Genomic DNA, 23,844 nt, shown 5'->3' on the forward strand with positions numbered 1-23,844 from the left:
CCCCCGGCAAACCCAAGCGCGATCGCCCGTACGCATCAATTCGGAGTCAAAGATTCGGATGGGGTCGCAATGGAAGTGCAACTTAGGACTCAATCGCCGTTACGGCTGTGAGGGGAGTGACGAAGAGAGTTCGGTCAGAGAAGTTGAGAAGTTTCAAACAAAATTGCAATCGTCACAGAGGGATTAACCCCAGGCCCCGAGCAGATTACCCGTGGATGTAGAGTGAGGTTTTCCGCGAGCTGCTACGGGACAAGACTCGAAGTTATTGCGTCTACTATTCGGGGCTAAAACCCCGTAGCGGGAGCGATTAAGAAGATTTTGAAAGTGAGGAGTAATTTCGGTATCGAGGGTTTCGATATTTTTGGACTGAACTTGATAAGATTGAAAACGATAGAGAAGTTTCACGTACTGGACTCCTGAACTCTGATGTATACCAGTATCGTCCCGATCGAAGATCGTGTCTGCGATCGAGGTCCGGAAAAACCGTGAACTTTCTCATCAAAAGACGTGAGGCTGCACATTGATGAGTTGGATCTCACGCAATACATCGTGCGATCGCGATCGCATCTAAGGGAAACGTTCGATCGCTTCTCAAGGGTGCGATCGCATTTCATCTTGCCGATATAGCTCGCTCTAGGTTTTTCGATCGCCTTAATCTGATGGAGGTCGAGCGATATGAATGCACCTAAATTAGTTGATGGGGACCGGCTCGATCGCGATCGAACACGAACTCCCCATAATCCGCTAAATCGTCAAGTCCGACACAGTTGAGCATCACTTCGGCAATTGCCCAGGTCGCCAGGAGAACGAACATTTTTTTCCATCGCACTGCACTGGTTATCCTCTTTACAATTGTAACCACCGATGCAATGGAATGTCTCGCACTGAATCGGATTTCGTACAATCCAATCGATAACCCTAGAGAATTGATGTTGCCACGATGGGAGTTTAGTTGTCGGGTAGACGCACCATCGCCATGAGATCGATTCAGGGGTGTGGCGCATGATAAGAACTTGCCGTTGAAAATCGATCGGTTGACAACGGACAACTGAGGTGAGGTATCCGAGTCAGAATTCTGGCATTTTAAGGTGGGTGGGAGTAGGGGTTGAGGCGGCATGAATCTTCACTCTTGTATCCATGGGGTTGCGATAGTCCTAATCTAGGAGCATTTGCTCGAGTTGAACGGCGACCCCATGCCACTCTCTCAAGAGAAACACTTTCGAGAAGGAGCGCGCCTGAATTCTTATCGTGGTGGGTCAGTAACGTGAGTTCGGGTCAATACTCAAAATTCCTGGTGAGGTGAGCTGGCATCGCCGAGTCAGAAAAGTTATCGAGTTCGCCGATTTAACGATATAGCAATTCTCGCCTCTTATGAGGTACACCCCAATTCTATTCCCCATTCCCCATTCCCCATTCCCTAAAACCAGAAACTCTCTACCTCATGAGTATGAGAACCGCTATAACTAACCAAAATAGCAACGAGTGCAAACACGATTTCCTGTGACACTTGAAGAATTGCTCTGTCAGAATCAAGCGCAATTGATAAAGATAGGACGCAAACATCTTGCAAAGCGATCGGGGAGCTAAGGCTGAATGCTGACAGCCTAGTGCTGCTACGCAGAATTCAAAATGCAAAATTCGCGCATTAAAAATGCTTACTGTGTATAGCTTTCACTGATTGAGAGCTGGGTAGTTATTTCTGCCGCGTTGCACGAGAACTGAGTGCTGATACATAAAAAATCCCCACTCATCAATGATGAATGGGGAAGTAACTTGGGTGCGTGACTTGTCTTGCTTACTTACTAATGTATGCGGGACGACCGGGTGCAAGCTTCGCCTTTTCGGATGAAAGTCTCTCATCCATGGGGACGAGTGATGGTTATTGATGCGGATGAGGGGAAGGATAGTTCCGATGTCAGCGACACTCTCGACACGCCATCGAGTTTTACCCTGTCGAAAAATCCCCCTTTTCCCATTCCCCCTTCCCCCCGTGGGAGAGGATTTTGGAGAATTAAGTTGCACATGGCGTATTATGGTTCATTACCCGGATCTGATATAAAATCCGCATTCGATCGTTGTCAATTTTCGGATGCAGAAAACGAATTTGCCTCGTTTGGGTCGAAAATTGAGGGTTCAACATCCTTAACCCAAACTCGCCTTAAACCTGTTTCCTCAAAATTTTAATAAGTGCGAACGGGAATTTCCAGAATCACTGCCGTCCGCCCCGGAACGCTGTCTATTGAAATGGCACCGCCATGGAGATCGACAATAATTTGATAACTAATTGATAATCCTAAGCCCGTTCCTTGACCGACGGGTTTGGTGGTAAAAAATGGATCGAAGACTTTATCTTGAATGTCCGGTGGAATTCCCGGACCGTTATCGACAATGGAAATATAAATGGATTGTTGTTCGGGATTGGGAATAGCGGCTGTCGAAATGATGATTTGCTTATCGGGATTAGAAGACTGTTTGAGAGCTTCGATCGCATTATCGAGCAAATAGAGAAAAACTTGATTCATATGTCCGGCATAGCATTCTACTTCCGGCATGTAGGCATAGTTTTTTATAATTTTAATCTTATCTTCGAGGCGATTCTTGAGTAAAAGTAACGTGCTATCGATACCTTCATAGATATTAACAGGTTTTTTCTGAGCTTCATCGAGGCGGGAAAAAGTTCGTAGGGATAAAATGATTTTGTGAATGCGATCGGCGCCCTCTTTCATCGAGAGTAAAATACCCGGTAAATCCTCCCGAATATAATCGAGTTCGATATCTTCTTTAAAGTGCTCGATTTCCCCAGGTTGCTGAGTCATCGTGCCATCGTACAGGTCAATTAATTGTAAAAGATCGGACGCATATTCAGAAACATAAGTCAAGTTTCCGTAAATAAAATTGATGGGATTGTTGATTTCGTGGGCGAGTCCCGCCACCAGATGACCCAGACCCGACATTTTTTCCGTTTGAATCAGGTGAGCCTGAGTGGTTTTGAGCTTCGATAATGTTTGATTGAGCTGTTCGACTTGACTTTGAGTTTGGGCGTACAGATGAGATTGAGTAATGGCGATCGCCAATTGGTTGGCCACCGATCGCAATAAAACTTGTTCGCTGTTTCGCCAAAACCAGCCCGTGGCGTGAATGCAGATGAGATATCCCAGCCGATGGTACGACGGTCGAATCGGCAGTGCAGTATAACTATGAGCTTCGAGTTCCACATTTCGGGCGGGAACGTCAATATCGATACACTTGAGGATAATGCGATGACCCTGCCGTAATTGAAACTCGAAATCCATCGGGACGGCAAATTGCCCGAGACTACTGAATTTTCCTTGTCGATCGCATTCCCACTGAATATCGAGTATCCGCTCTTCGGGAGAATACCAACCGAAAGCCGCCCGATCCAAGCTCAGGAGTTCGACGAGTTCTTCAACGGTGGTATCAACGATGCGATCGAGTTCTAACGAAGCGTGAATCCTGCTGGTGAGGCGATCGAGCAATCCTTCTTGCGCCGCAAGAGAGCGGTTTTTTTGGGCTGAGACTGCCTGCCTTAAGGCAAACCCCACTGCCAAGACCAACAAGATACCCAACGCGACGGCCAATATATTCAGTCGCACGAGTTGAGATTCGAGGTAGCCCAGAGGAACCACTAAAGCGAGGGACCAATTAACCTGTTGAAGCGGTTGGTAGGCGACGTAAACCGATTCCCCATTCAGTTCCAGTCGTTCGATACTATTTTTCTTGTTAATTGCTTGTCGTGCGATGTGTTGGAGGTTTGAATCGGGAGATTTGAGTAAGGTGGTTTTGTTCCAGCGTTCCTGGGGATCGACAATCGGTTGTCCGACGCGATTGAGAACGAAGGCATAACTCCCGGTAGCATATTTGAATTTTAAAGCTTCCACCATTGCCATCAATGGCTGGATTTCAAACGTTCCAGCGACAAATCCGATCGGCTGCGAATTCAGACAGAGTGCGCTCGTACACCCCACTGGAACCGCGATCGTCACTTGAGGAATGCCCGAGGCAAAGGAAAATCTCGGATCGGAAACCGCCACTTCTCCTTGGAGTGCGTCGCGAACGGTTTGGTAACTCGGTGAGTATCGGTTGATGGTATGGGTCGAGTAAATGATGTCTTGGAAACTACCTAAAGCCAAATCGAGCAATTCTTCTGAAGAAGCAACTTCGCGGTTGAAATAAGACGATACTCGATCGCGATCCAAGGTTTGGGCGGTGGGGGTGCGGGCGATGGCTTGTAGGGTTGCCTGGTGAGCGGCCAGCCACCCATCCAGGCGATCGACCCCTAACTGAACGTCGAGGACCATCTTGTTTTGAAACTCCTCGATGGTTAATGCTCGGGCTAATTGATAACTCGAAAATGCCACGATCGCGATACAAGCAATCGCCCCACCAGCCGCAATCCACACCAAGAGCTGACGAGGTTCCCATCCCGCACGCGATCGACGCTGCCAAAACCGAATCCATCCCTGCCATTGTGCTACCATCGCGCTCTACCATCTCGCAATCTGCAATATTTTGTCGCCCAACAGAAACAGCGCGCTGAATAACCCACGATCGTATTCGGATTCATTTTTGCTGCAATTCAACGATTTATAGCAACCACTAAAGCGGTTCGGATAACGCCGGACAATTGTGCAATTAACCGCAATTAACCCGCGATCGTTCCTCCCCCTGCCCCCACAAGCCCCGAAGCCCCCAGCCCACGATCTTGAGTGTCCTAACTAACGTCAGTTCGGGTTAAGCCGAAGGCGGTAAGGCCCAGAGGGACTGAAGTTCCCTAACTGGAGGTGGGTGAGTTAGAATCGAGGATAGCGCTTTGCGAATTCCCCACACCCCATACCCTACACCCTACACCTCACCCTCGCCGGTAACAGTTTTATCCCGAAGTGACGTTAACGACAGTGGCTACTGCTATATGCCGCGAGTTCGGATCGTCGAGCTTGGGGTAGCTCCATTTTCGAGATCGCGATTCCGCTTCGAGATCCTCAGACTCGATATTGTTGCAACATACGATTTCACCCACGTTCTTTAGTCTTCTTCAGTCTCGGAATGGTATCTATCCATCCAACGGGGAAGAGCGGACATCATTCACCCTCAGAGCGCGTCTCAGAACAGCTCGACCCCTTCAACCTGCTGCTGGAGTTCGACCTTTGCCCGAGCAGCTTCGCCGCAGGTGCGCGGTGTCGGGAAAATTTTTCCCGGATTGGCCAGTCCCTTCGGATTAAAACAATCGCGAACCCATTGCATTGTCTCTAAGTCGGCTTCGGCAAAGAGATTCGGCATGTAACATCTTTTATCAGCCCCAATGCCGTGTTCTCCGGAAATCGTTCCCCCAACTTCGACGCACAGCTTGAGAATTTCGCCCCCCACTTCTTCAACCGCCTCGAGGGCTCCTTCTTGGGTGCGATCGTAAAGGACTAGAGGATGCAGGTTTCCATCCCCCGCATGAAAGACGTTCGCAATCCGGTATCCGCTGCGTTCGGAAAGGGCTTCGATTTCTTTGAGAACGTAAGCCAGTTGAGAGCGGGGAATGACCCCATCTTGCACGTAATAGTCGGGACTCATATGACCGGCGGCGGCAAAAGCTGCTTTGCGACCTTTCCAAAGTTTCATGCGGGTCTCGGGGTCGTTCGCCGTGGTGATGCTGCGGGCGCCATTCTTCCGGCACAGCCGGGCCACTTTCTCTTTATTTTGACTCACTTCCACCGTCGAACCATCGAGTTCCACCAGCAAAATCGCCACGGCATCGCGAGGATAGCACCCCAGTGCCACCACATCTTCCACGGCGTTGATGCTCAGATTGTCCATCATCTCCATTCCCGCTGGGATGATGCCCGCCCCGGTAATATCGGCAACGGCCGCCCCGGCTTCCTCGATACTGGCAAAATCCGCCAGCAGGACGCAAACGGCTTCTGGGACTTTGAGAATTTTCAGGGTAATTTCCGTGGCGATACCCAACGTCCCTTCGCTACCGACAAAAATGCCCGTCAGATCGTACCCCGGCATTTCTGGAACCGCCCCGCCCGTCTCGACGATATCGCCGTTGGGGAGAACCAGCTTCAAACCCAGAACGTGATTGGTGGTAACGCCGTATTTGAGGCAGTGTACGCCGCCGGAATTTTCGGCAATGTTACCGCCAATGGAGCAGATAATTTGGCTCGAGGGATCGGGGGCGTAGTAGAATCCCGCTCCGCTGACGGTTTGCGTGACCCAGTTATTGATGACCCCCGGCTGCACCACCACTTGCCGATTTTCGAGATCCACCTTGAGGATTCGTTTCATCAAAGCCGTGACGATCGCCACGCAATTTTCCACTGGCAGCGCCCCCCCAGAGAGTCCCGTACCGGCTCCTCGGGCAACCCAGGGAATATTGGCGCGATCGCAAATTTTCACCACCTCGGCGACTTGTTCGGTGGTGCGGGGCAAGACGACAACCGCCGGACGCTGCCGGTAGCTGGTGAGGCCATCACATTCGTAGGTGAGCAACTCTTCTTTGCGGCGAACAACCCCACGGGGACCGACAACGGCTTCAAATTGTTCGATAATAGGCTGCCAGTTTCGGGTTCGATCTCGGGCAATCATCATATATTTGGAGGAACGATCGATGAAATGGAAAGAAATAAAAAAAACTAAACTCGAATTGGAATCTAAATTTTGTGCTCTTTAGTTTAACACCGGGCATATTAGGTCATTTTAATGTAATTTTTCGAGGTCAGATCGTAGAGATCGGCACCATGGGTGACTCAAGTTTGTTGCGCGCTTCACAATTTGCCAGTCTCCCCAACGGGTACTTTTGAGTTCGGAAGACTGAGCTATAATCGTGTATGTCAGCGTCAAAAACAATTTTTTTTATCGAGCCTAGATTGCGCGGAACGGCAAAAAAGTGTGAAAACCCGCAGTCTAGAGTTCGGTTCCGACCACTGTCTGCCTAGGATGCCTCCTGTTACATTGAAGTTGAAAGAGCTTCAACTCGAGATAGCTTTAAAAAGAGAGATCGACTGAAGTTTATTGAATTGAAGTATTGTATAACCCGAAGCAAAATTTTTTGCTCGGAGGAGGTTAAATTGAACCATCCATTTCAACAGTCTCAAGAATTTGTGGACGATAATTCCGAACAAGTCAATTTACTGTGGGATTACATGCAATCCCTGAGTCCGGAAACGGTTTCCGCGCTCTCGAAACCCGCTTCTCAAGAAGTGTTTCAGGTCATCGAGCGCAATATTACCGGACTGTTGGGCAATTTGCCTCCCGATAATTTTGGCGTGAGTATCACCACCAGTCGAGAAAATTTAGGACGCTTGCTGGCTTCGGCGATGATGAGCGGTTATTTCATGCGCAATGCAGAACAACGACTGACCTTCGAGAAAGCCTGGGAACAATCGCCCACTCCGGTTTCGGACGAGGATCGGTCATCGGGTGGCTAAACGCGCGCAGCCTCCGAGCCATCTTTCGGGCGTTCTGGATTCTCTACCGATGGCTCGACTGCGACGATCGCTCCTTCAATGGTACGGGCGATCGGGTCGAGATTTGCCCTGGCGGCGACATGCCACCCCTTACGCGATCTGGGTTTCGGAAATCATGCTCCAGCAAACCCAGGTTAAAACGGTTATTCCTTACTACCACCGCTGGCTCGATCGATTTGGCGATGTTCAAGCTCTCGCCGCTGCCGATTTGCAAGACGTTCTCAAAGCGTGGCAGGGTCTGGGATACTACGCCCGCGCCCGCAATCTCCACAAAGCCGCCGGAGAAGTCGTCAGCCAGCACAACGGTATTTTTCCCGATCGATTTGAGGAGGTTCTCGCCCTGCCCGGTATCGGACGCAGTACCGCCGGCGGGATTCTCAGCGCCGCATTTAACCAACCCGTCCCCATTTTAGATGGTAACGTCAAACGAGTTCTCGCCCGACTCGTCGCCCTCCCCATCCCCCCCGCGAAGGCTTTAAACGATTTGTGGCAGCTATCGGAAACCCTCCTCGATACCCAACAACCGCGAAATTTTAATCAAGCTTTAATGGATTTGGGAGCAACGCTGTGTACCCCCAAAAATCCCGCCTGTTTGCTTTGTCCTTGGAGAACGTCCTGCGCGGCGTACAATTTGGAAAAGCAATCAGAGATACCCATGCGCGAAACCCGTTCTCCCATCCCTCACAAGCAAATTGGCGTTGCCGTTATTTGGAACGACGAAGGGCAAATTTTAATCGATCGCCGCCGCCAGGAAGGCTTATTGGGGGGGATGTGGGAGTTTCCCGGTGGCAAAATCGAACCGGGGGAAACTGTTGAAGGGTGCGTTCGGCGAGAAATTCAAGAAGAATTGGGAATTGAGGTGAGTGTGGGCGATCGACTCATCACCGTCGAACACGCTTACACCCATTTTCGCGTCACCCTCCACGTGCACCACTGCCAGTACGTCAGCGGCGAACCCCGCCCGATCGAATGCGATGAAATTCGCTGGGTGAGTGTTGATGAGTTGGATGATTATCCCTTCCCTAAAGCCAATACTCGGATTATCGAGGCGATTCGGGAACAATTGACAATTGACAATTGACAATGACCAACTGATAACAATCGGGTACAACGATAAGCTGAGAAGATCTGACGTTTTCTCTAGACAACCCCTTTTCTACGGGCAAAAGCGGAAACCTCCTTGTCTATGCCGTTTTTGGAGCCTCGATCGCTCGAATTTATCGCAAAAAATATAGCTGTAACGGTTGCACTATCTTGTCTTGAGAGTTTTGTCGTTCTCGGGCGATCGCTCCGTCTCATCTGGGGACGCTGCCAATTTCCTAATTTTTTGCATTCGATCGGTCGGAGGTGTGTCGATGGCTTTATGATTAATGTACTAATTAACTTGAGTCGCTGTAACCAATATTTGGTGAGCGTTTGGATGAATTTACTCTTTAGCATCACTCCCATCGACACACCTGGGGGAATCGCCAAAACCCCCATTCTCTCGTTGAGGTGTGTCGATGCTTTATGGGGTAAGGGTTTGAGGGCTGTCGTTGCGCGTTTTGCAGAGTCGATTTATACTCGTTCCAGGGGGTGTGTCGATTTGACGCTTGAAACCCTGACTCCGTCTGGTCTCTCAGACGAACACCCTACCGATTGGGTTAAATCGGATTAGTTGGAAACAGCAGAGGGCGATGGAACCGGCAGAGAGGATTTTGCCCTACCGATTGGGTTAAATCGGATTAGTTGGAAACTCCTGTAGTTGGTCTGCTTTTACAGGCCACTGATAATAGCCCTACCGATTGGGTTAAATCGGATTAGTTGGAAACAGGAAGTAATTGGAACGACTCACGTTCAATGATCACCCTACCGATTGGGTTAAATCGGATTAGTTGGAAACTTCATACCACTTTTATCGAACATGGGGCCAGAAAAAGAAAACCCTACCGATTGGGTTAAATCGGATTAGTTGGAAACAGGTATACTCGGTCCGGGAGCCATCGGCTTCCCAGACCCTACCGATTGGGTTAAATCGGATTAGTTGGAAACCGTTGTACTCATTAATTCCCTCGTCCGAAGATGAGGGGATTTTTGCATTCAGCTCATGGCTGGCAGCCATCGTTTATCCGATCTACCCCATCACCGCCACGAAAGGCTGATACAGCGCCAAGAACGCGATCGCCCCATAAACCAACATCACCACGAGGGTTCCCACCAGGAGAATCCGAGCCAGCCGTTGCGACAGCCAGCGTCGGTCCGCTCCATAACAGAAGATGCCGCTCCAAATCGCACCGAGCCACATCAAACCCCAGCCACCACGAACGAACATCCATTGAGTCGCTAGGGGTAATTCAGCTCCGAGCTGGTTGTAAATCGTCCTCATCGGGGGAACGAGAAATAAAGCGGCCACCCAAAAGGCGATCGAGAACGTCACTGAGGTAGTGGTGGCGATGGCAGTGAGGATAGGAATGCTCGGGGGAAGTTGACGCGAGGTCGTTGGGGACGATCGAGGTTCGTTCATGGCAGTCACCGTGGAGACGATACCTTTAGGATTCCCAGTTGGAAGTTGGCGATCGTCATGACGATTCGAGTTTTTACCCCGGCTCGATCGGATAATGAAACTGTCCGATGCCACCTCTGCCCATGGGCGATCGTCATCTATGATGAACTCAGTTTTTCGATTCATTGTTAATTGTTAATTATTAATTGTTAAAGCCTCAACTCACCGAAGACGGTTCTTGCACCTTTTTCTCCGAAACCTTCGGCCAACTCTTCCACAGCCACCACGGTGCAAAACTCGAAGCCCAATCTAAATTCGTTCAACCCACCCAACTGGTAGAACGGGCAAAGAAACCCCGGTTGCGATTGCTCGATATTTGTTACGGACTCGGGTATAACAGTGCGGCTGCCCTGAGTGCCATTTGGCAGGCAAATCCCAACTGCCAGGTGGAGTTAATCGGGTTAGAGTGCGATCGAAGCGTTCCCCAAGCGGCGATCGAGTCTGGATTGCTATCCCAGTGGCCCGAAGAGGTTGAGCAATTGCTCGCCCAACTTGCGAGTTCCGGCAGCCTCAGAAGCGATCGACTTCACGCTCAACTCCTCATCGGCGATGCGCGACAAACCATCCAACAGGTGCGAGATGCCGACTTCCAAGCCGATTCCATTTTTCTCGATCCCTTTTCTCCCCCCACTTGCCCCCAACTCTGGACGGTGGAATTTCTAGCGCAAGTGGCCACCTGCGCGGACCAATCCGCCTATTTAGCCACCTATTCCTGTTCGGCGATCGTCCGATCGGCCCTTCTCGAAGCCGGGTGGTATCTGGGTTCGACCTCTCCAGTAGGACGGCGCACCCCCGGAACCGTTGCCAGCTTGCAGCCTTTGGAATTACCGCCTTTATCGACACGGGAGTGGGAACACCTAGAAACCCGCGCCGCCGTTCCCTATCGCGATCCAACCCTCACCGATACGGGCGATCGCATTCTCCAACGCCGCCAAATCGAACAACAAACCAGTTCCCTCGAACCGACTACGCAGTGGAAGAAACGATGGAGGGGTAGAGGAGGACGCGGGGACGCGGGGATGGGGTGTAGGGTGTAGGGTGTGGGGTGTGGGGAAGACACGGAGACACGGGGACACGGAGACGCGGAGACGCGGTGATGCGGAGAGGTGGGGATGCGGAGAGGTGGGGATGGAGAATGTGAATTTTTAGTTTTTATAGCTAAGTGCATTTTCTTCCCCTGCCTCCCCTGCTTCCCCTGCCTCCGATGCTCCCAAAGCCCCCTACAGGCCGCACTTACGAATGCGCGATCCGAAAAACGACCACAAGCGCCCGCGTCGTCCCCAACTGGGTAGGTGTCCTTCCGGTGCGGTAGCCTCGAAATTCAGTTGGGCGTAGGGTCGCCATGTGCCGTCACTGCGCCATCCCACTCGATCGCAAAATCGTTCGTAATCTTTCTCAAGACTTCGCCAGAGACGATTTTGGACGCTAAAGCCGAAGCGTCCGCCGCTGTATTCCACCCACAATCGATCGAGGGTGCGCAAGTCGCGACAGGGAAATTTGCGCGCGTCTTCCACGGTCATTTTGCCATCGGTTTGGCGATCGCGTACTTGTAACAAAATGCTCTCAGTTTCTCGATCGGCTTCTTGCCATTTCCCGGCGGCTAATAAATCGCGCAATTTCGAATAGTCCATTCCCACCGCCGAACTCCAGAGGGAAATGGCTGCGGGGGCAGCGGACAGATCGCTAGTATCCGTCGTATCCATCGAGAAGGGTTCGACTCCGAGCAAACTTAACCAAGCCGCAACGGACTGGGGGCGATGTTCCGGTTCGATCGCCATCCCCACCGAGATGGCGTTACAGATGCGATCGCTCAGGCGATCGTTGAGTTCTTTGGGGGGAATTAAGGGATCGCCTTGACCTCTAGCGACGCGGCGATCTCTGAGGGTTGCCGACTCGGGTACTTCCCCGGTTACCAAGGCGTACAGGGTTGCCGCTAAGCCATAGACATCGGTATACGCGCCTCGTTGCGATCGGCGATCGTATTGCTCGATGGGGGCGAATCCTTTAGACACGTATTCGGTATGGTCTTGGGTGAGGTTGGGGGTAAATTTGCGCACCATGCCGAAATCGACCAGAACGGCTTCGGCGCGATCGCTGCGAACGAGAATATTCAAGGGTTTGATATCTCGGTGCAAAAAACCTTGTTCGTGAACGATGCCCAGAGCATCTCCAATTTGCCTGATGTATTGAAGGGCTTGGGTTTGGGAGAGGACTCCATCCCGTTCCACCAATTTACCGAGATTCGTCCCGTCGATGTAGTCCATGACGATGCACCACAAAGAATCGTGCTGGACGAGTTGGTGAATGCTCACAATATGGGGATGGCGACATTGAGCCAAACGCAGAGCTTCGTTGAGAAAGTCTTGCTGGCATTTCTCAAAGTCCCGTCTCTGGCGCACTTTATCGTTGAGGGTTTTGATGGCAACCCGATCGCCATTTTTTTGCTTTGCGAGATAGGTAATGCCGAAGCCACCTACGCCTAATTGTCGTTCGATAATATACTTTCCACTTTGAATCGGGGTGTCTGGATTCCAGGTCATCGTTATCGATGGCTCCTTCTAATGACGACGCGAATGACTGCGGAAGCCGAGTCAAGCATTTTAGCGAAGATTTATCCTTAAATTTAGGATAGGGCAGTCCAAGGCGATCGCGCACTTTACATATGACTTCAGAATAGATGACTTGATATTGCTTTCCGAGTTGCCGATTTCGATCGAAAGTCGGCTAACACTTGCTAGATGACGCTCGATTTTAGGCTGTAGATTCAGCGATCGGATTTCACCATCTCTGAAAAACATTATTTTATATATCGCAATTCTCGCCTCTTATGAGGTACACCCAAATTCTATTTCCTCTTCCCGGTTTCCCGTTCCCTAAAACTAGAAACTCGGTCCCTCATGAGTCTGAGAAGCACTATCTATTTTTATAGATTATTCTAAAACTTATTCTATCTCAATGTTTTATCATCTTTTTTGAGCGTAAATATTTTAAATTTATGTAAGTTTTGGATAATACCATTTCTCCATGAAGCTGCGCTAAATTTATTCTTGATCGGTAAGCTTTTGAGCGCATTTTTTTGAGCCAGCTTCACATAGAATTAGTATAAGTTTTTTTCAGGTAAGGGAGAGGAATAGGGCATGGAAAATAGATTCGCAAATTTCCCGATCTAGCGCAGGAGTAATTGTCAGCAGACTTCGCGATAAAAGTTGCTGTATAAAATTTAATATAGTCTTAAATATGAAAGCAAAAAGAGTCGATCGAACTGGAAAATAATTAATCAACCGTTTGAATCAAACCACGGCTCAGTTTATCTAAGACTTTGTTGATTAAGTTTTCCTCGTCGGAATTTAAAGAACCTTGAGACAGTATGCTGGTCATAAAAAGCTGATGCTCGGTTCGCGAAATGCGATTAGATGAAAAAATTTTTTCGACCGTTTTCTGCAGGTTTTCCGCGTAAGGCTGTGCTTGCATTTTTATCCTAAGGAATTGAGTAACAATTAAGTCTGAAAGAGTGCTATGGGATTAACACGATATAACTCAATCCTAGGCGATCGAAAACGGAATGTGCTGCGATCGCGATCGCAGATAATGTGTGTTTTTTGTATAGATTTTACTCGATATATAAAGCTTTCTTCAAAAGTCCGATCGATCGCTATTCACTTCTAACGATCGCGGTTCCGCGACACTGAAGTGTTTGGGGATCTAAGCTCAGTTCTTTGAGACGAACATCCGAACCTAACTCCCAGGTCACGCTTTCTAGGGTGGCAATCGTTTTTGCTGTGGACGATCCGTGGATTTGGAGGTTGTCAAGTTGCAGTTTGTCCTCACCCATCAATCGAACATCCATCTGCACAGTTATGGGTTGGGCGGGTTGTGTCCCCGATGCTGCGGGAGTCGCGGCCTCGAGAATCAGTCGATCTGGCTCTAGAGTTGCTTGAGTATTTTGCCAGTCAATGGGTTGAGGCAGTCGAGCGTCAAAAAAAGAGGCGATCGCCTCTTGGAGAATTTTGGCTTTGAGAGAAGCATTAAAATCCGCTTCATTCAACTGAAGTTCTGCTTCGATCTCAATGGGTTCCAACAAGCGTAAGGGTTCACCTTTGAGAACTTGTCCCAGGTTAATCCGAATATTCTGACCTCGAACGAGGATTTGGCTCAAGTGCAATCCCCGATACACTGCTTTCTGAGCGGAGATCGAAATACTGGGAATATACCCTTTGAGAATGTCTTGATTCCGTCCGGAGATCGCCACCTCTAATTTTTCGACCCGTTGGACTTGCGATCGCAACCACAGTTTAACCGCAGGAGAGAGAACCGAAGCAATCAGATAGCGCTTCTGGGAAATATTGGTTTTAGGCTGGGACATTGTTAAGTGGGGTGGAACGATCGTGCTGTCTATTGCGTACGTAAGTTGGGGGACTTGAGCTGGGTTTCGAAGACGAATCCCGCGCTCACACCAATCCATGTAAAGGAGTGTATCCGATTGTTTCCGCGCCCGATCGCTGTCTTTCCGAAAACCTCACGTTAGATTGCTAATCTGGAAAAATAATACATCCTATTCCCACTAAGCTCCCAGCGCTAGACCCGGGAGCTTTTATTTATGGGATGGCGAGCGCCATATCCACAGGAAGCGTCAGTCGAGCATTTGCGACATCAACTCGTCTCCCATCTCAAAGTTCGCCGTGACGTTCTGTACGTCGTCCGACTCTTCCAAGGCATCCATTAATTTAAGCAGCGATCGCGCTTGTTCGGTTTCCATTACCTCCATCGTTGTCGTGGGAATCCAGCGCAACTCCGCCTGCACCACCGAAAAGTCCCCAGCTTGCAGGGTCTGGGAGAGGGTTTCTAAATCGCTGGTCTCGCAGAAGACCTCCGCACCCTCGCTGTCGTCTCCTTCGAGTAACTCATAGGACTCGGCCCCGCCATCGAGGGAAACTTCGAGCAACTTCTCCTCATCCACCGTTCCGGAGATTTCCACGACACCTTTGCGATCGAACATCCAACTCACGCACCCGGTTTCTCCCAAATTACCGCCATTTTTGCTAAAAGCCGCCCGCAAATCGGCAGCGGTGCGGTTGCGGTTGTCGGTGAAGGCTTCCACCAGAATCGCTACGCCACCGGGACCGTAGCCTTCATAGCGAATCGCCTCAAAATTATCGCTGCCTCCCCCGAGGGTTCCCGCCCCTTTGGCGATCGCCCGATCGATATTATCGTTGGGAATACCAGCGGCCTTAGCCTTGGCGATCGCGTTGCGCAGTTGAAAATTGCCCTCGGGATCGGGAACCCCACTGCGGGCCGCCACGATAATTTCTCGGGAGAGACGGGTAAATACTTTGCTTTTGGCGGCATCCACTCTCGCCTTCTGGCGTTTGATGTTTGCCCACTTACTATGTCCTGCCATAGAGAGTTCGAAATCGAATAACTTGCAAATGGTAATAGCGAGTCAGGAATGACAGCGATCGGTCTTGGCACCGGACTTCTGGGACTGCAACGGGCGATCGGGGGAGTTTTTCGGATCGCGGGCACTCCATCGACAGAAAAATCTCCCCTTGAGGGCATACTAGAAGCGCGATCGAAACAGGAATTCCACAGAATGTGCGATGTGACGCTCAATAGCGATTTCCCCGACAGACGCGACGGCATCGCTCGTCGAAATCTCGACATCCTTACTCCCAATTCTGACTCCTAATAAAACAAAACCTGCCGGGTGACTAACGCCAAAACCGTCACGGCACAGGCAATGGCAAGCTGTCCGGGAAGCATATTCCAGGAATAAGTGGTTGCCAAAGCCAGCCAATCTTGCTTCGAGGAAGTCAGCACGGCGAGATACGCCAGTCCTGTAATATGTACTGTCAACAAACCGCCCAAGCAGCTCAAACCCAGCGATTCTACACAACGACGAGTCTGAAATGCTAAAGCGCCACACACCCAAGCTCCTGGCAGAAAGCCAAGAATATATCCAAAAGCCGGTTGTCCGATATAGTCAAGACCTCCCCCTCGATCGAAAATTGGAAACCAGGGGGTTAATCCTAAAATAATATACGCCGTTTGAGAGATGGCTCCGGCATTCTTGCCACCGAGGCATCCAACCAGCAATACAGCTCCAATTTGATACGTGACCCCAAGAGAATAGGTGGGAATTCCAGATTCGGCTCCATTCCAAGGGGGAAGCGCGACCGAAGCTTCCACTAAGGTGCCGCAAATGGTCAGCACCAGACCGATAAAGGCCCACAGAAGTTCTACTAGCACGGACATAATCTTAACTATATCGCTCCACGCAAATTAAAAATTAAAAATTTACCAAAAATCCAGGATTGAAAGCCTCCACGTCATGGAGAGTTGTTAGCCATTATTTTTCGTCAACCTTCCTGTTGTACTACACTGCCAGTAGCACCTCACTCAACGATCGACCTTGTATTTTCTCGCGTTAGCCCTCCTGGGGGCATTAAAATTACTCGACACATTCTTTAACGAAGTCCTCAACCGATTACGCTATCTCGATCGAGCAAGATTTTGGTCTCGGGTTTCCCCAGTCCTGGCTTGTCTGTTGAGTGGCAGCTTGCTGCTAACGAGTTGCGGCATTAGCCCGCAGCCAGAACGCGATACTATCGAGTTAACCCTTTGGCACGGCATCAATCCACCTCCAAATCGCGATGTCTTCGCCCAATTGGTCGATCGCTTCAACCAAACTCATCCCAATATCCACGTTACCCCAGCCTATATCGGACAACCTGACGGGCAACTGCCCAAAATTTTAACGGCGGTGGTGGGCAACGCACCGCCAGATTTACTTTGGTTTACCCCGATGCTGACGGGTCAACTGGTGCAACTGGGGGCGATTCGCTCGATCGAAGACTGGCTCGATTCCTCCCCCGTCAAATCTGAAATCGATCCGGCACTTTTGGGGGGAATGACGTTGGACGAGCGCATTTGGTCGATTCCTATGGCGACCAATAATGCAGGGATTTTCTACCGTCCCAGTTTGTTTGAAGCCGCTGGAATTACCCAGTTACCCCAAAACTGGGAGGAACTGCGCCAAGCCGCCAACCAGTTAACCCGAGATGAGGATGGCGATGGGAGGAGCGATCGCTACGGGATGTTACTGTCTTTGGGGAAAGGAGAATGGGTGGTATTTACTTGGCTACCATTTCTCTACAGTGCCGGTGGTGAGTTGGTGCGCGATGGAAAGCCGGATTTGACCAATTCTGGAGCGATCGCCGCCTTGCAATTTTGGTCGGATTTGGTCGCGGATGGGACGGTGGTTTTATCCCAACCGGAACGGGGATACGAACTCGATGACTTCCTCGCCGGACGGGTGGCGATGCAAATTACCGGTCCCTGGACGCTGGCGCAACTCGAAGCGACGGGGATCGATTACGGTGTGATTCCCATGCCGGCGAATCTCGATCGGGCCGCTGTTGTCGGGGGGGAAAATTTATTCGTGATGAAAACGACCCCAGCACGGGAACGAGCGGCATTGGAGTTTTTGGAGTACGTGGCCGGCGAGGCGTTTCAAATTGGATGGTCTCTGGGAACGGGATATTTACCGATTAACTTGAAGGCGCGAGAAAGTCAGGAGTATCGGGAATTCGTTGCGCAACAGCCGGTACTGGAAGTGTTTCTCGACCAGATGAAATGGGCCCGATCGCGTCCGACGCTGCCGAATTACTCCCGCCTCTCCGATAGTTTGGGACGGGCGATCGAATCGACGCTGCTGGGCACCCCGCCGAAGCAGGCGCTAGAGAAAGCTCAGACACGTTTGGACTTGATTTGGTGAGTGAATTGAGCAGAACCATAAAGCCCATCTTTGGAGTTTTTAACGCATCTCACCAGTGAGAATCATAATCATTTTGGGTCTATGATGAGATACGACCTTCATTCTCATTAACTATGCTTGAAGTCTGCAATCTGGCGGTACGCTATCGTCAGACTTGGGCAGTTCGCGACCTCTCGTTTTCGCTACAACCGGGACAGCTTACAGGATTGCTCGGTCCCAACGGTGCGGGGAAAAGTACCGTTCTCAAAGCGATTCTGGGACTGATTCCCGCCGCAAACGGGACGATTCGCTTCAACGCTCGACCCTTACCGGTACAATTAAAACGAGTCGCTTACATTCCCCAGCGCAATGCCGTCGATTGGGACTACCCGATTACCGTCCAGAACGTGGTGATGATGGGGCGGGTGCGGGCAACGGGTTGGTTGCGATCGCCGGGTCGCCGCTCTCGGGAAATCGTTCGCGAAGCCCTGACGCGAGTGGAAATGTGGGAGTATCGCCAGCGTCAAATTCGCCAGTTGTCCGGCGGACAGCAGCAGCGAGTTTTTCTAGCCAGAGCCTTGGCACAAGAAGCTCAATTATTCTTTTTTGACGAGCCCTTTTCTGGAATTGACAAAAAGACCGAAACGATTCTATTTGATGTGTTTGACGAACTGAAATTGGAAGAGAAAACCCTCTTAGTCGTCAGTCACGATTTAGGAGAAACCTTGGAGCATTACGATCGCATTTTACTGCTCGATCGAGAGTTAATCGCCGCTGGAGATAAAAAAGAAGTCTTGACCTCAGAAAACTTGAAAAAAGCCTACGGTCGGACGATTTCGAATCTGTTTGTTTGAGGGGGATGGTGTTGTTGAATTGGCTGGTCGATCCCTTACAATTTGAATTTATGCGCCATGCGATTTTAATTGGCGTCGGCTTGGGACTTTTGTGTGCGATTGTTGGAAGTTACGCCATCGTTCAGCAAATGGGAATGATGGCTGGGGTAATTTCTCATGCTGTTTTACCGGGAATTTCGATCGCTTTTTTTCTAGAGATTAATTTATCGATTGGGGCATTTTTAGCCGGAATTTTGAGTGCCCTCGTCGTGGGTCTAATTCAAACGAGATCGCCGGTCAAAGTCGATACGGCAATGGCATTAACTCTGGCTAGTTTTATGGGATTGGGAATTATCCTGATTACGTTACTTGGAACTAATCGCATCGATCTCACTCATCTTTTATTTGGTGATATTTTAGGGGTGCGAGGATCGGATGTTTGGCAAACCTCGATCGGGGCGGCACTCGTCCTCCTTTTTACCAAATTATTTTATAAAGAATTACAGTTTTATACCTTCGATCCCCTCGGGGCAAAAGCCAGTGGATTACCGGTCACGGTGATGTATTTCGGTTTAATCGTGGCAATTACCCTCACGATTGTTGCCAGCATGCAAACCGTCGGCGTTCTATTGGTTATCGCTCTCCTCACCGGTCCGGCAGCCACCGCCTATTTACTCGTCAAAGAACTCGATCAAATGATGATTGGAGGGACAATTTTCGGGATTATTTCTACGGTCAGTGGGATGTATTTAAGCTATTATTTTGACTTACCTTCCGGTCCGGCGATCGTGATGGTGGTGTTCGGCTTTTTTGTGCTGGCACTGTTGTTTAGCCCCAGTCAAGGCATTTTAACCGAACCCGATACCTGGCAGCGGGCGATCGCTTTTTTCAAGGGATTCAAACGGTAAGGGGAGAATTCCGAATTCGGAATTCGGAAAGGGAGAATAACGAGTCACCGACTTTTGTTGTCAATTATCCATTCACTCTCCCCCGGATTCTCCTGCCTCTTCTATCCCATTTTCGATCCCGATCGCTTGAGAAATATGAGTTAATCCATTTTCATCCAGTTTCTCTAACAATCCGGCGAGGATATTTTTCACCATCCAAGGTCCCTGGTAAACCCATCCCGTATAAACTTGTATCAGACTTGCCCCAGCAGTAATCTTATCCCAGGCATCCTGGGCGGTAAAAATCCCGCCCACCCCAATGATGGGGATTTGCCCCTGGGTTTGCTGCCAGATAAACCGAATGGCTTGAGTCGATCGCGATCGTAACGGCGCACCGCTAATTCCCCCGGCTTCTTCTGTTATTGGTTTACCCGTCTTGGGAAGCACTTGAGTTTGCAAACCATCTCGCCGAATCGTCGTATTCGTAGCAATAATCCCGGCTAAATTGTACTCGCGAGCGAGTTTTACCACGGCAGCCATATCTTCCCAAGCTAAGTCGGGGGAAATTTTGACTAAAATAGGCAGTGTAGTGTGATTTTCTGTTTGCAGAGTACTCAGTATTGGCTCTAGCTGAGTTGGAGCCTGTAGCGATCGCAAACCCGGCGTGTTGGGTGAGGAAACATTAACAACAAAATAGTCTCCCAACGCTTTTAAGCAGCGAAAGCTCTCGAAGTAATCTCGGGCCGACTCTTCTAGGGGAGTTACTTTCGACTTACCCAGATTAATTCCCATGGGGACGAGTTGGCGCAGGTGCGGCGGGACGCTTTCAAGATTGAGTGCCATTTGAGCTGCACCGCAATTATTAAATCCCATGCGATTGAGAGCCGCTCGATCTCGCCACAGGCGAAATAATCGAGGACGGGGATTGCCCGGTTGCGCGTGTCGCGTTACGGTACCGAGTTCGGCAAAACCAAAACCCAGGGTTCCCCAAATGCCAGCAGCAGCACCGTCTTTATCAAATCCAGCAGCTAATCCTACGGGATTGGGAAACTTTAAACCCCAAATGGTTTGGGCGAGCCGCTCGTCTTCCAAGCACAAAGAGGCTTGCCACTGGGTTTGGAGCGATCGGACGATCGCATTTTGGCGGGTTTGGTTCAACCGGGCTAAAACGTCGATGGTACGCCGGTGCAGCCATTCAGGATCGACCGGCAGTCGGGATGAGAGAAGGGAAGGCATCAGATCGAGATTCATCAGTCAGTTCGTAACCTCGGTAATGGTTAACAGGTGGCAGGGAAGCAAAATCTGGGACTGGAGACTCGGTTGAAACCCACGATCTTTCCACAGACGAGACAACCCAACACCGCTTCATCAATCCCTAATTTTATGCTTCAGCACAAACAGCAAACCGATCGAGAACAAAAATTGAGTGTTTTGGGACGAACTCTCCAAGTTCTTCGCGAAGGAGACAGCGTTCGCGAGCTGGTAGAAACTACCCTCGATTACTTGGACCGCGAATGTTGCTTGGATTTAGTTTGGGTGGGTTTGTCCGATGGCTCTACTCGTCGCCTGCGGGGGCAGGGGGGCTATAGTACCAAAGGCGACAATCGCTTTTGTACGGGGCAGTTTGACTTAACCCCGGGAGACCCGATGGACCAAGCGATCGTGGCGCAAAAACCCCTGGCGATCGCGGCTTGGCAGGAGGAAAGTTGCGGCGGCGAATGGAGTCAGATAGCTCTGGCACACAATATTCAAGGCTCGGTGATTTTTCCGCTGCGATATCGGGATACCTGTTTGGGGGTGGTTTGGCTCGGTTCGGCACAATGGGGGATGACTCTCTCCTCTGAGGAGAAATCGAGACTGTCGATCGTACTCGGCCAGTTGGCGGCAACCCTAGGAGAACGCCAGCGAGAGAGGCAGCAACAGCAAACGATCGGTCCCCACAAACCCCTACTGAAAATTCTCTCCCAACTTCAGTCTCCCTCGGATTTGGATCGATGTTTGAGTGTCGCTGTTGAGGAAACCCAGCGTTTTTTAAATCCCTCTCGCACCCATATCTACTGGTGCGATCGAGAACGTTACGTTTTTTGGTCTCGGGCGAGTTCGGCTTCGGCCATGTCCCATTCGAGTCATGGGAAGTCCTCTACCATCGAAATCTCCATGCACGAACTCGGTGGATTCGAGCGCACCTTACTCGACGATGGCATCGTGACAGTGGGAGAGTCTCGATCCTCCCTCAAAGCTGATGCGACCAATCGGCTCACGCAGCACCTCGAAGCTCGATCTCTGCTGGCGGCTCCCATTATCGATGAGGGGGAGCTGTTGGGGTTCGTGTCTGTGGAAGGAAAGCTACCGCGCATTTGGCAGGAGGAGGAAAAGCAATTTCTTCAGGGGGTCGTGCAGTTACTGGCGTTGGCTTTTCCTCTGACTCAGATCGTACAAAAGCTCGAGCGGGTGGAACTCGATCGGCATCTAACGGCAGGATTGGCCCGGACGATCGCGACGGAGGAGGATTGGACGAGGGTCTTAGAAGAATGTGCCGCGCTACTGGGTCGGCGGATGAATGTCGATCGGACGTTGGTTTTGTACTATAACAGCGAGTTGAGCCAATTTGAGATTATTTACCAAAGCTATCCACCGACGGCTAAACCGATGGATACCTTACTGCCGGTGTTGTCGTACGTCGATTACCAGTTGCTCGAAGCGAGTCGCGAAACCATTGCGATTGAGGATTGGGGCCATGGGGAAGAATCGGGCAATCTTTCTGCTTACGATCGAGCAGACGTGCGCTTGAGTGCGTGGCAAGATGTTTTTACCGCCACCGGAGCGCGATCGCTGCTGCTGTGCAGTACCAATCCGGGCAGTCCCCTCGAAGGAGTGCTGGTGGTGACCGGCAGTACTCCCCGAGCCTGGAGTGCCCGAGAGAAGGAACTCTTTCGATCGGTGAGCGGGCAAATTGGGTCTTTAGTTCACCAATGGCAAATCCAGAGTCACTTCGACCACCAACAGCAGATGCTGCAAACCTTTCAGTGGGGGTTGACTAGCCTGCTGCAAATCGAGCAGGTGGAAGAACTCGAACCCCTGGCCCTCGAACAGATTGCCGGGGTCTTGCAAGTGCCTCTGGTGGCTTTGGTGGCTTGGCCGGCCGGTCAGTGTCAGGGTCGGGTCGTGCGGGCCGTGACCTCGAACTCGGCGTGGCAGCTTCCTCGGGATGTGAAGATTGCCATCGATCGCGATCCCCTCATTGGGCAAGCGATTGCGACTCAAGGGGCGATCGGTCCGATCGATGTGGAAGATCTCGCACCGGCGACTCGGCAATGGTTGGGGGCCAGCCAAATGAAGGAAGTGCGAGCGATGGCGCTGCATACCGCGCCGGAACACCAACCCACAGCGGTGCTGATTTTAGCCGATCGCCAGGCGCGTCAGTGGTCCGATCGAGAAATTGACTTGCTCGACGCGATCGTTTCCCAGTTGGCCCGCTCTCGGCGGATGGCACTGCTGTCGGAAAAACTCAATATGAAGCGAGAAAGCTTGGAAGCCCTCAATTGGCACAAAAATCGCCGTATGGAAGAGTTTTACTGGGCTGTGGGGACTGGTATCAAGCAATTAAGCCAATTCGAGCAAATCTTGGCAGGCTCTGCTAACCCTGGGCAGTCTCTTCAACCAGAGCGCTACCATCAAACGCTACACCAGTTATCTCAGACCTTGGGTTCTCTGGGACAGTTTCTCAAAAAAGAGCGCTGGCAAATGACGATGGTACCGGAAACGTTTTCGATCGCCGGTTTTTTAAATCGCGCCATGGAACGGGTGGAACCGGCTCGCAAGCAACGGCAGCTCTGGCTGAAGGTCAATCGCCAAGGGCATTTTAGCATTCAAGCCGATCGCCCGAAGCTCGAACCGATTTTCTCCGAATTGTTGCTGTGGGCCTGTCAGCGCTCTCCACAAGGGGGACAAATCGATATTTGGTATCGTCCGATCGAGGGGGAGCAAACCGTCGGGGGATATCCCCTACTGGAATTGTCGATTTCTGATTCGGGTCAGGTCGATCCGCGTTTGTTTCGAGCCTATGAAACCGGACGCAGTCTAGATTTGCTGGCGCCTTCGCTGCTCGATCGCCCGCCGGGTTTGCATCTGCTGGTTTACGATCGCATCATGCGTCAAATGGGGGGATCGTTTAATTTTTACACCGTTGAAGATGGTCGGGTGGTGAGTCAGTTACTTATTCCCATTGCTAGTAATAGGTAATATAGCGCTTCTCGCGCCTCATGAGGTACAGAGTTTCTGGTTTTAGGGAACGGGGAATCCCAAATAGAATTTGGGTGTACCTCATAAGAGGCGAGAATTGCTATAAGTA

At 50.7% G+C, this 23,844-nt stretch carries 18 protein-coding genes and 1 CRISPR repeat array; of the genes, 8 read left to right on the forward strand and 10 right to left on the reverse strand.

Translation table 11 applies throughout. From position 1 onward, the window contains the following. Nucleotides 1-685: 685 nt before the first annotated feature. The 3 genes from AC2215_RS08555 to glcD form a co-directional block, all read right to left on the reverse strand. Nucleotides 686-1,117: a hypothetical protein gene (locus AC2215_RS08555; RefSeq protein WP_486809555.1), complete on the reverse strand. Its 432-nt coding sequence runs from the start codon at nt 1,115-1,117 to the stop codon at nt 686-688. A 1,063-nt stretch (nt 1,118-2,180) separates the two neighbouring features. Then, nucleotides 2,181-4,499: an ATP-binding protein gene (locus AC2215_RS08560; protein WP_486809556.1), complete on the reverse strand. Its 2,319-nt coding sequence runs from the start codon at nt 4,497-4,499 to the stop codon at nt 2,181-2,183. Between the two features lie 622 nt (nt 4,500-5,121). Further along, nucleotides 5,122-6,597, reverse strand: a complete 1,476-nt coding sequence (glcD, locus tag AC2215_RS08565; protein ID WP_486809578.1) for a glycolate oxidase subunit GlcD — start codon at nt 6,595-6,597, stop codon at nt 5,122-5,124. A gap of 482 nt (nt 6,598-7,079) precedes the next feature. On the opposite strand from glcD, the gene AC2215_RS08570 reads away from it, so the two are divergent. Together AC2215_RS08570 and mutY are read left to right on the forward strand one after the other, a co-directional pair. After that, complete coding sequence (locus tag AC2215_RS08570; protein WP_486809557.1) at nt 7,080-7,439, forward strand: DUF760 domain-containing protein; 360 nt, start codon at nt 7,080-7,082, stop codon at nt 7,437-7,439. Next, entirely contained in the window at nt 7,432-8,559 is a 1,128-nt protein-coding gene (gene mutY / locus AC2215_RS08575) for an A/G-specific adenine glycosylase (RefSeq protein WP_486809558.1), read from the forward strand. Before AC2215_RS08570 ends, mutY begins: the two co-directional genes overlap by 8 nt. Nucleotides 8,560-9,107: 548 nt before the next feature. Continuing rightward, nucleotides 9,108-9,509: a CRISPR direct-repeat array (repeat unit 36 nt; unit sequence CCCTACCGATTGGGTTAAATCGGATTAGTTGGAAAC). An 82-nt stretch (nt 9,510-9,591) separates the two neighbouring features. Here the strand turns inward: mutY and AC2215_RS08580 are convergent. Further along, nucleotides 9,592-10,146 (reverse strand): hypothetical protein, encoded by a 555-nt coding sequence (locus tag AC2215_RS08580; protein ID WP_486809559.1) that lies wholly within the window; start codon nt 10,144-10,146, stop codon nt 9,592-9,594. A 20-nt stretch (nt 10,147-10,166) separates the two neighbouring features. On the opposite strand from AC2215_RS08580, the gene AC2215_RS08585 reads away from it, so the two are divergent. Further along, a complete protein-coding gene (locus AC2215_RS08585; RefSeq protein ID WP_486809560.1) occupies nt 10,167-11,057 on the forward strand; it encodes a tRNA (5-methylaminomethyl-2-thiouridine)(34)-methyltransferase MnmD in 891 nt (296 codons plus the stop codon). Nucleotides 11,058-11,240: 183 nt separating this feature from the next. On the opposite strand, the gene AC2215_RS08590 is transcribed toward AC2215_RS08585, so the two are convergent. From AC2215_RS08590 to AC2215_RS08605, 4 genes are all read right to left on the reverse strand, one after another. Further along, the gene (locus AC2215_RS08590) at nt 11,241-12,560 is read right to left on the reverse strand and encodes a GUN4 domain-containing protein (protein WP_486809561.1); all 1,320 of its coding nucleotides are present in this window, start codon (nt 12,558-12,560) and stop codon (nt 11,241-11,243) included. A gap of 733 nt (nt 12,561-13,293) precedes the next feature. After that, the gene (locus AC2215_RS08595) at nt 13,294-13,491 is read right to left on the reverse strand and encodes a hypothetical protein (protein ID WP_486809562.1); all 198 of its coding nucleotides are present in this window, start codon (nt 13,489-13,491) and stop codon (nt 13,294-13,296) included. 181 nt (nt 13,492-13,672) lie between these two features. Next, nucleotides 13,673-14,383 carry an LmeA family phospholipid-binding protein gene (locus tag AC2215_RS08600; RefSeq protein WP_486809563.1) on the reverse strand — a complete coding sequence of 237 codons (711 nt, stop codon included), beginning with the start codon at nt 14,381-14,383 and terminating at the stop codon, nt 13,673-13,675. A gap of 267 nt (nt 14,384-14,650) precedes the next feature. Beyond that, a complete protein-coding gene (locus tag AC2215_RS08605) occupies nt 14,651-15,418 on the reverse strand; it encodes a YebC/PmpR family DNA-binding transcriptional regulator (RefSeq protein WP_486809564.1) in 768 nt (255 codons plus the stop codon). A 48-nt stretch (nt 15,419-15,466) separates the two neighbouring features. On the opposite strand from AC2215_RS08605, the gene AC2215_RS08610 reads away from it, so the two are divergent. Next, on the forward strand, nt 15,467-15,706 hold the full coding sequence (locus tag AC2215_RS08610; RefSeq protein ID WP_486809565.1) for a hypothetical protein: 240 nt from the start codon (nt 15,467-15,469) through the stop codon (nt 15,704-15,706). Here the strand turns inward: AC2215_RS08610 and AC2215_RS08615 are convergent. Further along, on the reverse strand, nt 15,703-16,272 hold the full coding sequence (locus AC2215_RS08615; RefSeq protein ID WP_486809566.1) for a biotin transporter BioY: 570 nt from the start codon (nt 16,270-16,272) through the stop codon (nt 15,703-15,705). The two genes, AC2215_RS08610 and AC2215_RS08615, sit on opposite strands and share 4 nt — an antisense overlap. A 157-nt stretch (nt 16,273-16,429) precedes the next feature. Between AC2215_RS08615 and AC2215_RS08620 the strand changes: the two genes are divergently transcribed. The 3 genes from AC2215_RS08620 (at nt 16,430) to AC2215_RS08630 (ending at nt 19,514) form a co-directional block, all read left to right on the forward strand. Next, nucleotides 16,430-17,794, forward strand: coding sequence for an ABC transporter substrate-binding protein (locus AC2215_RS08620; RefSeq protein ID WP_486809567.1), 1,365 nt, complete (start codon nt 16,430-16,432; stop codon nt 17,792-17,794). 113 nt (nt 17,795-17,907) lie between these two features. Then, on the forward strand, nt 17,908-18,627 hold the full coding sequence (locus AC2215_RS08625) for a metal ABC transporter ATP-binding protein (protein WP_486809568.1): 720 nt from the start codon (nt 17,908-17,910) through the stop codon (nt 18,625-18,627). Nucleotides 18,628-18,638: 11 nt separating this feature from the next. Beyond that, nucleotides 18,639-19,514, forward strand: a complete 876-nt coding sequence (locus AC2215_RS08630; RefSeq protein WP_486809579.1) for a metal ABC transporter permease — start codon at nt 18,639-18,641, stop codon at nt 19,512-19,514. 72 nt (nt 19,515-19,586) lie between these two features. Here AC2215_RS08630 and AC2215_RS08635 read toward each other — a convergent pair whose 3' ends face one another. Continuing rightward, nucleotides 19,587-20,744, reverse strand: a complete 1,158-nt coding sequence (locus AC2215_RS08635) for a quinone-dependent dihydroorotate dehydrogenase (RefSeq protein WP_486809569.1) — start codon at nt 20,742-20,744, stop codon at nt 19,587-19,589. A 132-nt stretch (nt 20,745-20,876) separates the two neighbouring features. On the opposite strand from AC2215_RS08635, the gene AC2215_RS08640 reads away from it, so the two are divergent. Next, nucleotides 20,877-23,735: a GAF domain-containing sensor histidine kinase gene (locus AC2215_RS08640; RefSeq protein ID WP_486809570.1), complete on the forward strand. Its 2,859-nt coding sequence runs from the start codon at nt 20,877-20,879 to the stop codon at nt 23,733-23,735. Nucleotides 23,736-23,844: the final 109 nt, after the last annotated feature.

The organism is Zarconia sp., from assembly GCF_057467645.1.

Coding starts and splice junctions, on each gene's coding strand:
- AC2215_RS08635 (WP_486809569.1), bottom strand. CDS start 20,744: ATGAATCTCGATCTGATGCCTTCCCTTCTCTCATCCCGACTGCCGGTC.
- AC2215_RS08615 (WP_486809566.1), bottom strand. CDS start 16,272: ATGTCCGTGCTAGTAGAACTTCTGTGGGCCTTTATCGGTCTGGTGCTG.
- AC2215_RS08640 (WP_486809570.1), top strand. CDS start 20,877: ATGCTTCAGCACAAACAGCAAACCGATCGAGAACAAAAATTGAGTGTT.
- glcD (WP_486809578.1), bottom strand. CDS start 6,597: ATGATTGCCCGAGATCGAACCCGAAACTGGCAGCCTATTATCGAACAA.
- AC2215_RS08605 (WP_486809564.1), bottom strand. CDS start 15,418: ATGGCAGGACATAGTAAGTGGGCAAACATCAAACGCCAGAAGGCGAGA.
- AC2215_RS08595 (WP_486809562.1), bottom strand. CDS start 13,491: ATGCAAGCACAGCCTTACGCGGAAAACCTGCAGAAAACGGTCGAAAAA.
- AC2215_RS08560 (WP_486809556.1), bottom strand. CDS start 4,499: ATGGTAGCACAATGGCAGGGATGGATTCGGTTTTGGCAGCGTCGATCG.
- AC2215_RS08600 (WP_486809563.1), bottom strand. CDS start 14,383: ATGTCCCAGCCTAAAACCAATATTTCCCAGAAGCGCTATCTGATTGCT.
- AC2215_RS08590 (WP_486809561.1), bottom strand. CDS start 12,560: ATGACCTGGAATCCAGACACCCCGATTCAAAGTGGAAAGTATATTATC.
- AC2215_RS08610 (WP_486809565.1), top strand. CDS start 15,467: ATGACAGCGATCGGTCTTGGCACCGGACTTCTGGGACTGCAACGGGCG.
- AC2215_RS08625 (WP_486809568.1), top strand. CDS start 17,908: ATGCTTGAAGTCTGCAATCTGGCGGTACGCTATCGTCAGACTTGGGCA.
- AC2215_RS08580 (WP_486809559.1), bottom strand. CDS start 10,146: ATGAATCGAAAAACTGAGTTCATCATAGATGACGATCGCCCATGGGCA.
- AC2215_RS08555 (WP_486809555.1), bottom strand. CDS start 1,117: ATGCCGCCTCAACCCCTACTCCCACCCACCTTAAAATGCCAGAATTCT.